The sequence below is a fragment of the Geodermatophilaceae bacterium NBWT11 genome (assembly GCA_014218215.1).
GTDB lineage: Bacteria > Actinomycetota > Actinomycetes > Mycobacteriales > Geodermatophilaceae > Klenkia.
Genome location: CP043652.1, coordinates 590,275 through 604,743, shown reverse-complemented (window position 1 = coordinate 604,743; position 14,469 = coordinate 590,275). Strand labels below are relative to the sequence as shown.

12 protein-coding genes and 1 pseudogene are annotated in these 14,469 nt (G+C 74.8%); 9 read left to right on the top strand and 4 right to left on the bottom strand.

Translation table 11 applies throughout. The features are described from left to right. Positions 1-18 precede the first annotated feature (18 nt). On the bottom strand, positions 19-786 hold the full coding sequence (locus tag F1C76_02830; protein QNG35675.1) for an amino acid ABC transporter ATP-binding protein: 768 nt from the start codon (positions 784-786) through the stop codon (positions 19-21). A gap of 143 nt (positions 787-929) precedes the next feature. Here F1C76_02830 and miaB point away from each other — a divergent pair, with 143 nt between their 5' ends. Continuing rightward, on the top strand, positions 930-2,420 hold the full coding sequence (miaB, locus tag F1C76_02825) for a tRNA (N6-isopentenyl adenosine(37)-C2)-methylthiotransferase MiaB (GenBank protein QNG35674.1): 1,491 nt from the start codon (positions 930-932) through the stop codon (positions 2,418-2,420). Positions 2,421-2,524: 104 nt separating this feature from the next. Next, on the top strand, positions 2,525-3,694 hold the full coding sequence (locus F1C76_02820) for a DUF4192 domain-containing protein (GenBank protein ID QNG35673.1): 1,170 nt from the start codon (positions 2,525-2,527) through the stop codon (positions 3,692-3,694). Positions 3,695-3,702: 8 nt separating this feature from the next. Here the strand turns inward: F1C76_02820 and F1C76_02815 are convergent, their stop codons facing one another. After that, positions 3,703-5,250 carry a DUF349 domain-containing protein gene (locus F1C76_02815; protein QNG38965.1) on the bottom strand — a complete coding sequence of 516 codons (1,548 nt, stop codon included), beginning with the start codon at positions 5,248-5,250 and terminating at the stop codon, positions 3,703-3,705. Positions 5,251-5,569: 319 nt separating this feature from the next. Here F1C76_02815 and F1C76_02810 point away from each other — a divergent pair, with 319 nt between their 5' ends. The 3 genes and pseudogenes from F1C76_02810 (at position 5,570) to F1C76_02800 (ending at position 8,065) form a co-directional block, all read left to right on the top strand. Then, positions 5,570-6,256, top strand: a complete 687-nt coding sequence (locus F1C76_02810; protein ID QNG35672.1) for a hypothetical protein — start codon at positions 5,570-5,572, stop codon at positions 6,254-6,256. Continuing rightward, positions 6,205-7,167, top strand: coding sequence for a tRNA (adenosine(37)-N6)-dimethylallyltransferase MiaA (gene miaA / locus F1C76_02805; protein QNG38964.1), 963 nt, complete (start codon positions 6,205-6,207; stop codon positions 7,165-7,167). The genes F1C76_02810 and miaA overlap by 52 nt, the downstream gene beginning before the upstream one ends. Further along, a pseudogene (locus F1C76_02800) lies at positions 7,164-8,065 on the top strand (diaminopimelate epimerase). Before miaA ends, F1C76_02800 begins: the two are co-directional and overlap by 4 nt. On the opposite strand, the gene F1C76_02795 reads toward F1C76_02800, so the two are convergent. Beyond that, the gene (locus F1C76_02795; GenBank protein ID QNG35671.1) at positions 8,043-9,323 is read right to left on the bottom strand and encodes an MFS transporter; all 1,281 of its coding nucleotides are present in this window, start codon (positions 9,321-9,323) and stop codon (positions 8,043-8,045) included. The pseudogene F1C76_02800 and the gene F1C76_02795 sit on opposite strands and share 23 nt — an antisense overlap. Before the next feature lie 69 nt (positions 9,324-9,392). Here F1C76_02795 and F1C76_02790 point away from each other — a divergent pair, with 69 nt between their 5' ends. From F1C76_02790 to F1C76_02775, 4 genes are all read left to right on the top strand, one after another. Beyond that, entirely contained in the window at positions 9,393-9,908 is a 516-nt protein-coding gene (locus F1C76_02790; GenBank protein QNG35670.1) for a winged helix-turn-helix transcriptional regulator, read from the top strand. Positions 9,909-9,984: 76 nt separating this feature from the next. Then, positions 9,985-11,493 carry a GTPase HflX gene (hflX, locus tag F1C76_02785; protein QNG35669.1) on the top strand — a complete coding sequence of 503 codons (1,509 nt, stop codon included), beginning with the start codon at positions 9,985-9,987 and terminating at the stop codon, positions 11,491-11,493. A gap of 82 nt (positions 11,494-11,575) precedes the next feature. Beyond that, the gene (locus F1C76_02780; GenBank protein ID QNG35668.1) at positions 11,576-12,292 is read left to right on the top strand and encodes a phosphatase PAP2 family protein; all 717 of its coding nucleotides are present in this window, start codon (positions 11,576-11,578) and stop codon (positions 12,290-12,292) included. Between the two features lie 85 nt (positions 12,293-12,377). Continuing rightward, entirely contained in the window at positions 12,378-13,376 is a 999-nt protein-coding gene (locus F1C76_02775) for a hypothetical protein (protein ID QNG38963.1), read from the top strand. A 45-nt stretch (positions 13,377-13,421) separates the two neighbouring features. Here F1C76_02775 and lexA read toward each other — a convergent pair whose 3' ends face one another. Continuing rightward, positions 13,422-14,210 (bottom strand): transcriptional repressor LexA, encoded by a 789-nt coding sequence (gene lexA, locus F1C76_02770; protein QNG38962.1) that lies wholly within the window; start codon positions 14,208-14,210, stop codon positions 13,422-13,424. Positions 14,211-14,469 lie beyond the last annotated feature (259 nt).

Below are 14,469 nucleotides of genomic sequence, written 5' to 3'. Positions count from 1 at the left end.
TCGTGGGGGAGCGGGCGGTCAGTGGTTCAGGATCTTGGACAGGAAGTCCTTGGCCCGGTCGCTGCTCGGGGTGGTGAAGAAGGTCTCGGGGTCGCTCGACTCGACGATCCGGCCGCCGTCCATGAAGACCACCCGGTTGGCCGCCCGGCGGGCGAAGCCCATCTCGTGGGTGACGACCACCATGGTCATGCCGTCCGCGGCCAGCCCGACCATGACCTCGAGGACCTCGTTGATCATCTCGGGGTCCAGGGCGGAGGTGGGCTCGTCGAAGAGCATCACCTTGGGGTCCATGGCCAGGGCGCGGGCGATGGCCACACGCTGCTGCTGGCCGCCGGAGAGCTGGGCGGGCACCTTGTCGGCCTGGTGGCCCACGCCGACCCGGTCCAGCAGCTCGCGGGCGCGCTTCTCGGCGTCGGCCTTGGACTGCTTGCGCACCTTGACCGGCCCGAGCATGACGTTCTCGAGGATCGTCTTGTGGGCGAACAGGTTGAAGCTCTGGAACACCATGCCGACGTCGCTGCGCAGCGCGGCCAGTTCCTTCCCCTCGGCCGGCAACGGCGTGCCGTCGATGCTGATCTCGCCCTGCTCGATCGACTCGAGCCGGTTGATCGTCCGGCAGAGCGTGGACTTGCCCGACCCGGACGGGCCGATGACGACGACGACCTCGCCGCGGTCGATGGTCAGGTCGACGTCCTGCAGCACGTGCAGATCGCCGAACCACTTGTTGACACCGGAGAGACGGACGAGCGGTTCTCCGGTCCGGGCGCTGGTCACGGAGAAGGACACTAGGGCGGCCCCGGTGCCCGGCACGAAGCCCGCCCATCACGAACCTGTAACGAAGCTGGCAACGACATGGGAGTTCCCGGTGGACGGGAGGCGTCGGTCACGTGCCGGTCCGGACAGGATCGCGCCGTACCCTCGCTGTCGTCATGACGAGCACCCAGACCCCCGCCGCGCCGCGCACCTACCGGGTGCGCACCTACGGCTGCCAGATGAACGTGCACGACTCCGAGCGGCTCTCGGGCCTGCTCGAGGAGGCCGGGTACGCCGCGGCCGGGGAGGGCGACGAGCCCGACGTCGTCGTCCTGAACACCTGCGCGGTGCGGGAGAACGCCGACAACAAGCTGTACGGCAACCTCGGCCAGCTGCGGCCGGTCAAGGCCGGTCACCCCGGCATGCAGATCGCCGTGGGCGGCTGTCTGGCGCAGAAGGACCGCGCCTCGATCGTCAGCCGGGCACCGTGGGTGGACGTCGTCTTCGGCACCCACAACGTCGGTTCGCTGCCGGCCCTGCTCGACCGGGCCCGGCACAACGAGGAGGCCCAGGTCGAGATCGTGGAGGCACTCGAGGTCTTTCCGAGCTCCCTGCCCGCCAAGCGGGACAGTGCCTACTCCGGCTGGGTGTCCATCAGCGTGGGCTGCAACAACACCTGCACGTTCTGCATCGTCCCGGCCCTGCGCGGCACCGAGGTCGACCGCCGGCCCGGCGACGTGCTCGCCGAGGTGGAGGCCCTGGTCGCCCAGGGCGTGCTCGAGGTGACCCTCCTGGGCCAGAACGTGAACGCCTACGGCACCGGGATGGGCGAGCGCGGCGCGTTCGCCGACCTGCTGCGGGCCACGGGTGCCGTCGAGGGCCTGGAGCGCGTGCGGTTCACCAGCCCGCACCCCCGCGACTTCACCGACGACGTCATCGCCGCCATGGCCGAGACCCCGGCGGTCTGCCACCAGCTGCACATGCCCCTGCAGTCCGGTTCGGACGACGTGCTGCGCCGGATGCGCCGCTCCTACCGGCGGGACCGCTACCTCGGGATCATCGAGCGGGTCCGCGACGCGATGCCCGACGCGGCGATCACCACCGACGTCATCGTGGGCTTCCCGGGGGAGACCGAGCAGGACTTCCAGGACACCCTGGACGTGGTCGCGGCCGCGCGGTTCTCCTCCGCCTTCACGTTCCAGTACTCCAAGCGCCCCGGGACGCCGGCTGCCGAGATGGACGGCCAGCTGCCGAAGCAGGTCGTGCAGGAGCGCTACATGCGGCTCACCGGCCTGCAGGAGGAGATCAGCTGGGCCGGCAACCGAGCCCTGGTCGGACGCACCGTGGAGCTGCTGGTCGCCTCAGGCGAGGGCAGCAAGGACGCCGACCGCGGCCGGCTCTCCGGCCGGGCCCGGGACGGGCGGCTGGTGCACTTCGTGGCGCCGCCGGCCGGTGGCGTCCGTCCGGGGGACGTGGTCGAGACCGTCGTAACGGAGGGCAAGCCGCACTTCCTCATCGCCGACGGCCCGCTGCTCTCCCACCGGCGCACCCGCGCGGGGGACGCCGCCGAGTCCGGTGTCCGGCCGACCACCCCGGGGGTCAGCCTGGGGATGCCGGTCGTCGGTCGTCCCGCGCCGCTGCCGGCCGCGGCGGGTTGCGCCCTCTAGCAGGTCGGGCGCCCGCTCGGGCGTCGCCGTCCACACGCCCGGGCGCTGTCCACAGATCCGCCGGACGGCGCCCACGGGCACCCGGGGCCGCCCAGGCTGGCCCCATGTCGCGAACCCGACGCCCCCGCCACCAGCGCCGTCCCACCCCGGCCCGCACCAGGCCCCGACGTGAGCCGGAGACCGTCCTCCGGGGCGGCCCGCACGAGTTCGCCGCAGCGCTCCCGGAGATCCTGGGGTTCCCTCCCCGGGAGTCCCTGGTGCTGATCTGCCTGGGGGGCGCCGGTCGGCCACCTCGTCGGATGAGCCTGAACCTGCGGGTCGACCTGGCCGACCCCCGGCACGACCGGTTGCTCGCAGCAGAGGTGCTGTCCCCGGTGAGCCGGATGGCGCCCCTGCCCGCGGCCGCCCTGGTCTTCGTCGTCACCGAGGACCCCGACGACCGGGTCGCCTCGATCCGCCCCGATCCCTGGCGCACCCCGGTACCCGACCCGGACGCGGGTGGTCTGCCCGACCTGCCCCGGCGGGCGTTGGTGCACGCCTGCATCGAGGAGCTGTCCGCGCTGGGCATCGAGACCGTGGACGCCGTGCTGGTGCGGGCCGACCGGTGGTGGAGCTACCCGGACGTCGACCCGGTGACCGGGGCAGGGCCGGGAGAACCACTGGACCACGAGGGTTCCCGACTCACCGGGATGGCGGCCCTGCGGGGCACCGTGGTGGCGGCCGACCGTGCGGCGGTGGTCGGGCAGGCCTGGCCGCGGACGCCGGTCACCCGGCACATGGAGACCGCGTGCCTGTGGGCCGACAGCGAGGTGGGCGACCTGGTCGACGCCGGTGTGGCGGGCCCGGAGATCGTGGACCGGTGTTGGGCTGCGGTGCGGGACGCCCTGGCCGCCCACGCCCCGGGCACCCGGGCCGCCCTCACCGACGACGCGGCGGCCGCGGTGGGCATCGCCCTGCAGCTGGTCCCGGTCCGGGACCGGGCGCTGGCCCTCGTGGCCGCCGCCGAGGACGACGAGACGGCAGCGGCCCAGGCGCTGTGGACCGACCTCAACGCGCGGCTGCCCGCCGAGCTGGCCGGTGTGCCGGCGCTGCTGCTGGGCTGCACGGCCTGGCTGCAGGGGTCCGGCGTGCTGGCGGTGGCCGCCCTGGAGCGCTCGTGTGCCGTGGACCCCACGCCGATGGGGGAGATGCTGCTGCAGCTGCTCGCTGCCGGCACCCCACCCGACGTCCTCCGGGGGCTGATGTGCGACCCGGAGGACGCCGAGGTGGCGTGAAGGTGGAGTCAGCGGCGGCCGGAGCCGGCCTTCTCGGCTGCGGCCAGGAACTCCCGGCGGCTGGCCAGGTTGGCCTCGGCGTCGGCGATCCGCTTGGCGTCCCCGGCCGTCTGGGCCTTGGCCAGCTGCTGCTCGGCCTTCTCCGCAGCGGCCCGCAGGGACGTCAGCATCGGGTTCTCGGCCACCGTGCGGGGGCGACCGGCATCGGCGGCACCGCGGACCTTCTCCTCGACGTCCTGCATCCGGTCCTCCAGGGAGCGCATGACCTCGCGCGGGACGTGCCCGATCGCGTCGTAGCGCTCCTGGATCTTGCGCAGCGCGGCCTGGGCGCCCCGCGGGTCGCGGCCGGGGTCGATCTTCTCGGCCTCGGCGAGCAGGGCCTCCTTCTGCTCCTGGTTGGCCTTCTGCTCCCCGTTGCGCGCCTTGTCCGATTCGGTGCGGGCGGCGAAGAAGACGTCCTGGGCGGCCCGGAACTTCTTCCACAGGTCGTCGTCGGTGTCCCGACCGGTGCGCGGCACGGCCTTCCAGCGGTCCATCAGCGACCGCATCGCCGCGCTGGTCGGGCCCCACTCGGTCGAGGTCGACAGCTTCTCGGCCTCCGCGATGAGCTCGCTCTTGGCTGCGCGGGACTCGGTGCGCTGCACGTCCAGGGCGGCGAAGTGCGAACCACGCCGACGGCCGAAGGCGTCCCGGGCGGCCGCGAAGCGCGTCCACAGCGCCTCGTCGGTCTTCCGGTCGATGCCCTTGATCGTCTTCCACTCCTCGACGATGGCCTTCAGCCGGTCGCCGGCGGCCTTCCACTGGGAGGAGTCCGCGGCGATGGTCTCGGCCTCGGCGGCCAGGGCCTCCTTCTTCGCGATCTGGCCGGCGCGGGCCTGGGCCTTCTCCGCCTTGCTGACCGCAACGGCACCCTCGGCGGCGTCGATGATCGTGCCCAGCCGGGAGGCCAGGGCAGGCAGGTCGCCGACCACGTCGGCCGTGGGGACGGTCTCGGCGAGCGCCTGGGCCTTGGCCCGGATCTCGGTCGGGTTGCCCGTGTGCGCCCGCAGCCGGGCCTCGAGCAGGGAGACCTCGGTGGCCAGGTCGTCGTAGCGGCGGCCGTAGTGGGCCAGGCCCTCGGCCGGCTCGCCGGCCTGCCAGTTGCCGACCGCGCGCTCACCGTCGCCGGTGCGCAGGTAGACGGTGCCCTCCTCGTCGACCCGGCCCCAGAGGCTGGGGTCCGAGGCGGGGGTGGCGACCGGCGGCGGGGTGGGCCGGGCCGGGCTCGCAGCAGGGGTGGCCACGTCGGCGGTCTCGCCGGTCACCTCCGTGGTCGGGGTCCCGGCGGCGGCCGGATCGCCTGCGGCGCCGTCGGGAGCCGGGGAGGCGATCGCGTCGGAGGCCTCGGTGACGGCGGCGTCGGCGGGCACCTCGGTGGTCCCGCCGTCGGTGTCGCTCGCCCCGGTGGACCCGTCGCCGGCCACGGCGTCGGAGGTCTCCGGGGTCTCGGACACGTCGAGCAGGTCGCCCTCGGCGGGCACGTCGGCCGAGGCGATGACCTCGGCGGTGTCCGGCACCTCGACGGGTGCCTCCTCCACCGTGCTGGGCGCGGCGTCACCGGAGGGGGCGTCGGCGGTCGGGTCCGGGACGGCGGCGTCGGCGGGTTCGGCGGCGGCCGGGGTGCCGGCCTCGTCGCTCACCGCCTCCGAGGCGGCGGGAGCCGCGGGGGCCTCCTCGGGGGCCTCCTCGTGGGCTTCGGCCTGCGCCGGAGCGTCCGCGGTCGTCGCTGCGGCGACCGGCGTCTCCGACTCGGGGGACTGCTGGGTCACGTCTGCGGTGTTCTCCGTGCTCGACACGGCTCAGAGTCTCCCACGTGCGATCAGCGACACTCCCCCCGTGAGTCCCGGACCCGCGCCCTCCCCTCTGGTGGCGGTCGCGTTCTGCCCGCACCCGCCGTCGCTGTTGCCCACCTCCGGCGGCGCCCCGGCGCCCGCGACCGGCACGCTCCGCTCGGCCTGCGAGGAGGCTCTGCACACCGTCCTCACCGCGGGACCGGACGTGGTGCTCGTGGTGGGGGACGGGCCGGCCGGGGTGCGGTACGGCGCCGGGGACTCCGCCGACCTGACCCCGTGGGGCGGCGAGGGGCGGGTGGCCTTCGCGGGGAGGGTGCGCCCCGGTGGTCGGCCGCTGCCGCTGGGGCACGCCGTGGCCGCCGGCCTGCTGGACCGGGCCGGGCACGCCGGCACCCGGCTGGGAGTCGCCCCCGACGACCTGGCGACGGCGCTGTCGGACCTGCCGGGCCCGGTGGTCGTGCTGGCCATGGGCGACGGTTCGCCCGCCGCCGTGGCTCGCGCACTGGCGGCCGGCGACCCGGCGGCGCTGGCTGCCCCGGCTGCCCGCGAGGCGGGCCGGGGGCCGGCGACCGGCGCGGACACGTGGCAGGCGGTGGGCCGCGTCCTGACCGGCCGCCCGGTCACGGCCCGGCTCCTGCACGGGTCGGTCGACGTCGAGGACGGGCACCTGGTCGCCGACTGGCTGGTCGCACCCGTGCCCGACCGGATCCCCGGCTGGGTGACCCGGTGAGCACCACCGACGGGCCGCCGGTGATCGCCGTCGTCGGCCCGACCGCGACCGGGAAGACCGCCCTCGCGGTGGCCCTGGCGCACCGGCTGGGCGGAGAGGTGGTCAACGCCGACTCGATGCAGCTGTACCGCGGGATGGACGTCGGCACCGCCAAGCCCACCGCCGCCGAGCGGGAGGGGGTGCCGCACCACCTCATGGACCTCTGGGACGTCCGGGAGCCGGCCAGCGTCGCGGAGTACCGCACCCGGGCGCGCGCCGAGATCGACCGGCTGCGGTCTGCCGGGGTGGTCCCGCTGCTCGTCGGGGGTTCGGGGCTCTACGTCCGGGCCGTCCTCGACGAGCTGGAGTTCCCCGGCACCGACCCGGTCCTGCGCGCGCGGCTGGAGGCCGAGTTGGCCGCGGTGGGTCCGGCGGCCCTGCACGGGCGACTGGCGGCCACCGACCCGCAGGCGGCCGCGGCGATCCTGCCCGGCAACGGCCGCCGCATCGTCCGGGCGCTCGAGGTCGGTGAGCTCACCGGAGGCCCGTTCGCAGCCGCCATGCCGGAACCGCGACCGCACTACCCGGCGGTCACGATCGGCCTCGACCGCGAGCCGGCCCTCCTCGACGAGCGCGTCGAGCTGCGGGTGGCCCGGATGTGGGCGGCCGGGTTCGTCGCCGAGGTCACCGCCCTGGCCGCCGACGGCCTCCGGGAGGGCCCGACGGCGTCCCGCGCGCTGGGGTACGCGCAGGTGCTCCGGCAGCTCGACGGCGCCCTGACGCCCGACGCGGCGCGGGAGGAGACCGTCCGCACCACCCGCCGGTTCGTCCGCCGCCAGCGGTCCTGGTTCCGCCGGGACCCCGCCACCACCTGGCTCGACGCCGGCGACCCCGACCTGGAGGCGCGGGCCCTCTCTACGATCGGCCCGTGAGCACCCCGACGACGGCACAGGGCCCGCGTGTCCTGAAGGGCCACGGCACCGAGAACGACTTCGTGGTCCTGCCCGACCCCGACGGCTCGGTCTGGCCCGAGGACCGGCTCGACGGTGCGCTCGTGCGGCGGCTCTGCGACCGGCAGGGCGGCCTCGGTGCCGACGGCGTGCTCCGCGTCGTCCCCAGTGCCCTCGTGCCCGATGCCCCCGGCGTCCTCGGCGACGCCCTGGGGACTGCACCTGGTTCATGGACCACCGCAACGCCGACGGCTCCTACGCCGAGATGTGCGGCAACGGCATCCGGCTCTACCTGCACGTGCTGCTGGCCGAGGGACTGCTGACCCGGGAGGAGGCGACCGCCGGGGTGCTCGTGGGCACCCGGGGCGGGCCGCGCCGGGTCGGGCTGGGGGAGACCGGCTACCGGGTGGACATGGGGCCGGCCCGCCCGACCGGCCGCAGCGAGGCCCACCTGGGCGGCGCGACGTTCCCCGGTCTGGGCGTCTCCATGGGCAACCCGCACCTGGCCTGCCTGACCGACGTGGCCGTGGACTCCCTGGACCTCACGGGCACCCCCCGGGTCGACCCGGCGCTGTTCCCCGAGGGCGTCAACGTGGAGTTCGTCAACGTGCTCGGCGCCGAGGAGGGCCCGGCCGGGACGACGGCCCACGTGCGGCTGCGGGTGGTCGAGCGCGGGGTGGGGGAGACCCGGTCCTGCGGCACCGGCGCCTGCGCCGCTGCCTGGGCGGCCCTGGAGGCCGGGGGGAGGAACACCGGCACCGTCGTCGTCGACGTCCCCGGGGGACGCCTCACCGTCGAGGTCGACGAGCGCACGACCGTGCTGTCCGGCCCCGCCGTGGTGGTCAGCAGCGGGACGCTCAGCCCGGAGTGGCTGGGCTGACCGCCTCCTCCGACGTCGCGTCGAGGGCGTCGGGCAGGTCGCGCATCCCCAGCAGCGGGCTCAGCAGCACCGGCAGGGCGGCCAGCAGCTGGCCGGCCACCGCCACCCAGAGGGCCGGGACGACGCCGAGCGCCGTCCCCAGCACGCCGCCGAGCAGCCCGCCCACCGGCATCGTCCCGAACACGATGAACCGGACCGAGGCGTTCATCCGGCCCAGCAGCGCCGGCGGGCACAGCCGCTGCCGGAAGCTGACCTGCACCACGTTGTAGACCACGACGGCCCAGCTCACCCCGATGCTGCCGCCGACCAGCAGCACCACCCGGGCCGCACCCTCGACCGAGGCGGCGAGCGGGGTGAGGGCGGCGAAGAGCCCGAAGCCGACCGCGGACAGCGGGATGGTCCGGCCCTCCCCGACCACGCGGGCGAAGCGGGCGGCGGTGAAGGCGCCCAGCAGTCCACCGGCCGCCCCGGCCGAGAGCACCAGTCCCAGGGTCGACTCGGCCAGCCCCAGGGTGCGCAGGACGTAGATCGCCAGCAGCGTCCCGGTGATGGAGCCGAACAGGTTGCCGGTGCCGGTGCAGGCCACGATCCGGCGCAGCAGCGGGTGCCGGACGACGAAGGACAGCCCCTCGCCGATCTCGACCCGCAGCCGCCGGCGGGTGCTGCGGTCGGGCACCACGTCGACGTGCCGGATCCGGCCGACGAAGAAGGCCGACAGCAGGTAGCCCGCGGCGGTGACCACGATGAGCAGTGGCGCCGCCAGGACCCGCAGCAGCACGCCTGTCAGGCCGGGCCCGGCGACCTGGGCCACGGCGCGGCTGACCTCGAGCTTGCCGTTGCCGTCGGTGAGCTGGCTGCGGTCGACCAGCGAGGGCAGGTAGCTCTGGTAGGCCACGTCGAAGAAGACCGTCGCGGTGCCGACCACCGCCGCGACCAGGTACAGCTGGCCGAGGGTGAGGGCGTCGAGGAGGTAGGCCACCGGGATGGTCACCAGCGCCAGGGCGCGCACCACGTCGGCCCGCACCAGCACGCGCTGGCGACGCCACCGGTCCACCCAGGCGCCGGCCGGGAGGGCGATGAGCAGGAAGGCCGCCGTCTCCAGCGCGGTGAGGACGCCCATCTCCAGCGGGGTCGCGTCCAGCACGGCGACGGCGACGACGGGCAGCGCGACGCCGACGACCTGGGTGCCGACGTGGCTGGCCGTCTCGGCGATCCAGAGCTGCCGGAAGTCGCGGTGGTGCCAGAGGCTGCGGGTCACGGGCGGCAGCCTGCACCCAGTGATTGGGAAGAGTCAATCACTTTCCCGGCGCGTCGCTAGGCTCCCCGCATGGAGTCCAGGGAGTGGGGGGAGCGTCGTCCGGCCACCGACGCCGAGGCCCGGGCGCTGGCCTCGGCGGTGCGGCTGCGGATCCTGCGGCTGTGCCTGGACCGGCCGCTGACCAACCGGGAGATCGCCGCCCGGCTCGAGCGGAACCCCGCCTCGGTGCTGCACCACGTGCGCACCCTGGTCGACACCGGCTTCCTGGTCGCCGAGGAGCCCCGGCGCGGTGCCCGGGGCGCCCGCGAGGTGCCCTACCGGGCCACCGGGCGGTCCTGGCAGCTGGACTTCTCCGGGTCGCCGGTCGCCGACCAGGACCCGGTGCTCGGCGCCTTCCTGGGCGAGGTGGCGGCCGTGGGGGAGCGCGAGCTCCGCAGCACCCGGCTCGGTCTGCGGTTGACCCCCGAGCACCGTGAGGAGTTCTTCGACGAGCTGTACGGCCTGCTCGACCGGTGGGCCCGGCGGACCCCCGACGAGGACGGCGACCGGTGGTCGGTCTACCTCGGGGTGCACCCCGAGGGATGACTCCCGCCCGGCGCGGTGTTGTGCGCTGTGGAAGTCAGGTGCCTCGGACCGCCGAGGCGTGACACGCTGGGAGACGATGACCACAGCACAGAACCGGGCCGTCCTCGAGGACGCCGTCGCACGCGCCGACAAGGCCGCCGTGACGCCGCTCCCGACCGAGACCGCGGGGGACAGCCGTCCGGCCCCGCGCGGGCAGTGGGACGAACCGGACGAGACCACCGGCTCCTACGTCAAGGAGGAGCGCGGGGCGCTCCGCCGCGTCGCGGGGCTGTCCACCGAGCTCACCGACGTCACCGAGGTCGAGTACCGCCAGCTGCGACTGGAGCGCGTCGTCCTGGTGGGCGTCTGGACCGAGGGCACGGCGAAGGACGCCGACCGCTCCCTCGTCGAGCTGGCCGCGCTGGCCCAGACCGCCGGTTCCGAGGTGCTCGAGGCCGTGAGCCAGCGGCGGGACAAGCCCGACGCCGGTACGTACGTCGGGTCGGGCAAGGCCGCCGAGATCCGGGAGATCGTCGCGGCCACCGGCGCCGACACCGTCATCTGCGACGGCGAGCTCACCCCCGGCCAGCTGAACCAGCTGGAGAAGATCCTCAAGGTGAAGGTGGTCGACCGGACCGCGCTGATCCTGGACATCTTCGCCCAGCACGCCACCAGCCGGGAGGGCAAGGCCCAGGTCGAGCTCGCCCAGATGCAGTACATGCTGCCGCGACTGCGCGGCTGGGGTGAGTCGCTGTCCCGGCAGGCCGGTGGCCGGGTCGCCGGCGGTGGCGGCATCGGCACCCGTGGTCCGGGTGAGACCAAGATCGAGACGGACCGTCGCCGGATCCGGGCCCGGGTGAGCAAGCTGCGCAAGGAGATCGCCGGCATGGCGACCGCCCGCGCGACCCAGCGCTCGGGCCGGGACCGCAACCAGACCCCCTCGGTCGCGATCGCCGGGTACACCAACGCCGGCAAGTCCAGCCTGCTCAACCAGCTCACCGATGCCGGCGTCCTGGTCCAGGACGCGCTGTTCGCCACCCTGGACCCGACCGTGCGCCGGGCCGAGATGCCCGACGGCCGGGACTACACGCTCACCGACACCGTGGGTTTCGTCCGGCACCTGCCGCACCAGCTCATCGACGCCTTCCGCTCCACGCTGGAGGAGGTGGCCGCCGCCGACCTGCTGGTGCACGTCGTCGACGGCTCCGACCCCGACCCGCTGGGCCAGATCGACGCGGTGCACGTGGTGCTCGCCGAGATCGACGCGGCCTCGGTGCCGGAGCTGATCGTCGTCAACAAGATCGACGCGATGGACGACGAGGACGTGCTGGCCCTGCGCCAGGCGCTCCCCGGCGCCCAGTGGGTCTCCGCAGCGACAGGGCAGGGGATGGCCGGTCTCCGCGACGTCATCGCCGCCCGGTTGCCGCACCCCGACGTCGACGTCGACGTGCTGGTGCCCTTCGACCGGGGCGACCTGGTCTCCCGGGTGCACCAGGACGGGGAGGTCCTCAGCGAGGACTTCTCCGCCGACGGGACCCGGCTGCACGCCCGGGTCGACGGCGCGCTGGCCGCGGCGCTCGAGGAGTTCACCGCACCGGTGGCGTGAGGGTGCACGGACCGGGCCCGGTGCCCGGTCCGTGCACCGCGCCGGTCACGGTCAGGTCACGACGCGGCGGTACGTTGACCCCGTGAGCCTCCCCAGCGTCGCGCCCCCGGCGGCTCGTCGCCCGGGGGTCATCGGGACCGGGCGCCCCGCCTGGTGGGCCGTCGTCGTCGCCGCGCTGGTGACCGCCGTCGTGACCGCGGACCTGCTGTCCCGCGGCGTGCTGGAGCGGATGGACCTCACGGTCTCCGAGGTCGTCAGCTCCTGGGACCTCCGGAACTCCGACGTGTACTGGGGTGTCTGGGTCTTCACCCAGGCCGGTGGGCGCTTCACCATCCTGGTGGTCCTGGTCGCGCTCGTCGGCTGGATCTCCTGGCGCCGGCGCACCGTCGTCCCGGTGCTGCGGGTGCTTGTCGCGTTGGCGCTGCTGACCGCGGTCGTCTACGCCTTCAAGTACGGCACCGGCCGGACGGCGCCGGCCTACCCGGGCTCGTTCTTCCACCGGGACGGCGCCTCCTACCCCTCCGGGCACGTCGCCAACGCGGTGCTGATGTGGGGCGTGGCCCGGTGGCAGGCCGTGGAGTTCGGGCTGCCGGCGCAGGTGCAGCGCGCCCTGTGGGTGCTCAGCGTGTTCGGCCCGCTCGTGACGGGAGTGGCCATGGTGGCCCTGGACTTCCACTGGGTCACCGACGCAGTCGTCGGCGCTGCTGTGGGACTCGTCCTGCTGGGCGTGGTGCACGCACTCGACGCAGTCGTGATGTCACGCTTCGTGCGTGCCAGAGCCGGTCGGTCGACTGCCTGAGCCCGTCGGGCGATGCCCGCGGGCCCTCGTGGCGACCGTCCTGGGGATCGGCGTCGTCGCCGGGCCGTTCCTGCCGGGCTCCTTCCTGTCCGCGGCCCAGACCGGGTCGGCCGCCGTCGTCACCGCCGCAGCCGAGGAGGTCCTCGCCCCCTTCGGCGAGCCCGCCACCGGCTGCTCGGTGACCGACGCCCGACTCCCGGAGATCTCCGGGATGGCGGTGTCCGGGGACACCACGCTGGTGATGAACGACGGCGGGGACGCCGTGACGGTCCACCTGCTGGACGCCTCCTGCGCCGTGGTCGGTGAGCGGACCGCCGCGGTGGACCCCTACGACCCCGAGGACATGGCGCTGGCGCCCGACGGCACCGTCTGGTTCGCCGACACCGGGGACAACCGGCTGTCCCGCGAGACCGTCGCGCTGATCGCGCTGCGCCCGGACGGCACCGCGCAGGTGCACCGACTGACCTACCCCGACGGTCCCCACGACGCCGAGGCCCTGCTGCTGGCCCCCGACGGCACGCCCTACCTGGTCACCAAGGAGGTGCTGGGGGTCAGCGGCGTCTACCGACCGACCGCCGCCCTCGACCCCGCCGCGACCGTGCCCATGGAGCGGGTCGCCGAGCTGGCGCTGTCCCTGACGGGCACCCCCGGTGGCCCGGTGGGCCGGGCCGGGCAGCTGCTGGTGACCGGCGGCGCGGTGAGCCAGGACGGCGCGCTGATCGCGCTGCGCACCTACACCGACGCCTACGTCTGGCCGCTCGTCGGCTCCGACGTCCCCGGCGCGCTGGCCGGTGCCCCGGCCCGGGTCGCCCTGCCCGAGTCGCCCCAGGGCGAGGCGGTCGCCTTCGCTGCCGATGCCCGCAGCCTGGTGGTCTCGGGCGAGGGTCTGCCCGCGGCCGTCACCGTGCTGCCCTCGACCGGCGCGCTGTCCCCGGCTGCGGCCGTCGGCCCGGCCGACGCCGCGACCGCTGTCGAGCCGGGCCCGGCCTCCGGTGGTCTCTCGCCGTGGACGGCCGGGGTGATCGCCGCGCTGGCTGCCGGCGTGCTGGTCTGGGCGTCCGGCAAGCTCCGCCGCCGGCACTGACCTCCCCGGGGCCGGGTCCCGCCGCGGCGGGACCCGGCCGTCGACTCAGAGCCGGCGCAGGACCGTGACCACGCGGCCCAGCACGGTCGCGTCGTCACCCGGGATGGGCTCGAAGGCCGGGTTGTGCGGCAGCAGCCACACGTGCCCGTCGCGCCGCTTGTAGGTCTTCACGGTGGCCTCACCGTCGATCATCGCCGCGACGATCTCGCCGTTCTCCGCGCTCGCCTGCTGCCGGACGACGACCCAGTCGCCGTCGCAGATCGCCGCGTCGACCATCGACTCACCGGTCACCTTGAGCATGAACAGCGTGCCCTCGCCGACCAGCTCGCGGGGGAGCGGGAAGACGTCCTCGACGGCCTGCTCGGCGAGGACCGGTCCACCGGCGGCGATCCGACCGACGACGGGGACGTAGGTGGGGACCGGCGCCTGCGGGTCGTCGACGCCGCTGGCGGCACCGGACCCGGCCAGCGCCGAACCGCTCGCGTCGGCCATCGGGTGGTCGCCGGGCAGTCGGACGTCCAGGGCCCGGGGCCGGTTGGGGTCGCGGCGCAGCCACCCCTTCTTCTGCAGCACGGAGAGCTGGTGGGCGACCGAGGAGGCCGAGGACAGCCCGACGGCCTCGCCGATCTCCCGCACGCTCGGCGGGTAGCCGCGCCGGTCGATCGAGTCGCGGATGACCTCCAGGACCCGACGCTGGCGCTGGGTGAGACCGTCGCCGGCCTCGCCCCGCTCCGGGAACTCGCGCACGGTGGCGTCCCCGGGGGTGGCCTCGGCCCCCGCGGTCGCCGCGGCCCGTCGGGTGGACGTCTTCTTCCGCGCCGCGGGGGCCTTCACGGCGCCCGTGCCGTCCGGTGTGTCGCCCTCGACCGCCACGTGTCCTCCTCCGACTGCGTGCCCGCAGCTCGTCCGGTGCCGACGGTCGGACGCCCGCCGGACGGGCGTCCCCCGGGGGAGGGCGCGCAGCCGACGGTGACCGTCGTGATCAACACGGACGGTAACGCCTCGAACCGCTCCGTTCAAACAGGTGTTCGAACGACACGCCGTGTCGCCTCGATTTTGTCGGACCCCTCGGGTAGACATCCGCACAGACGTT